The organism is Streptomyces rectiviolaceus (assembly GCF_039533825.1).
Taxonomy (GTDB): Bacteria; Actinomycetota; Actinomycetes; order Streptomycetales; family Streptomycetaceae; genus Streptomyces; species Streptomyces rectiviolaceus.
This window is the reverse complement of record NZ_BAAAUG010000247.1, coordinates 1-688: the sequence shown is the minus strand read 5'-3', so window position 1 is coordinate 688 and position 688 is coordinate 1. Positions and strand designations below refer to the sequence as shown.

The 688-nt window shown below is 68.6% G+C and carries 1 protein-coding gene and 1 pseudogene; one reads left to right on the top strand and one right to left on the bottom strand.

Going from position 1 to position 688, the window contains the following annotated elements; translation table 11 throughout:
• Positions 1-214: pseudogene (locus tag ABD378_RS43385) on the top strand (hypothetical protein); the annotation flags it as partial.
• Positions 215-231: 17 nt separating this feature from the next.
• Here the strand turns inward: ABD378_RS43385 and ABD378_RS43380 are convergent.
• On the bottom strand, positions 232-688 hold a 457-nt coding region (locus ABD378_RS43380; RefSeq protein ID WP_486389312.1), incomplete at its 5' end, for an NsdA family TPR-like regulatory protein.

The window sequence follows — 688 nt, the reverse complement described above, 5'->3', positions numbered from 1 at the left end:
CGTGAACATGGACCGGTACTGGGCGAGCGAGAGGCACCTTTTCAGCGCACGGCAACTGCACAACCGCTTCAACGCGCTGTTGGGTCATGCGCGCGCCACCACCTACATGGGCGGTACGCCCGTCATTGCTTCCGATTCTCCGCAGCCCGCCACGGTGCGGGGGACGGTGGTTCAGGGCGGCATCCCGGAGTGTTGGGACAGCCGCAGCAGTTGAGCGCGCTCACGTTGCGGTCAGTGCAGGAGCAGATGCCCGTGGGCGTTCAGAACGTCACGCACTTCGGGCACTGCTGCATACGGTTGGAGCCGTTCCAGTACTACCCGCGTTCGGGCCGCGGTGCGGTCTGAGGCCAGCTCGCCCGACAACGCGATGATGCGCTGTGCCTCAGCCGCGGCCCGTTCCGGCTCGTTCGCGTCCGCCAGCGCCACGGCCAGCCACGACCGGTACAGTGCCAACTCGCGGGCATGCGTGGTGTCGTACCGGCCGAGTACATCCGTCAGGAGCGGCACGGCGCGCAGCGGCCGGTGCAGTTCCGTGAAGACGCGGGCGTCCATCACCTCGAGTTCGGCGCGGCTGACCCAGTACGCCCACGGCGGGGCCTGTGCGCCGCCCTCGCTCGACAAGGCGTCGTGTGCCTCACCGAGTGCCCGCATGGCTGCCTGGGCCTCTCCGACGCGCGTCTGAGTCCAT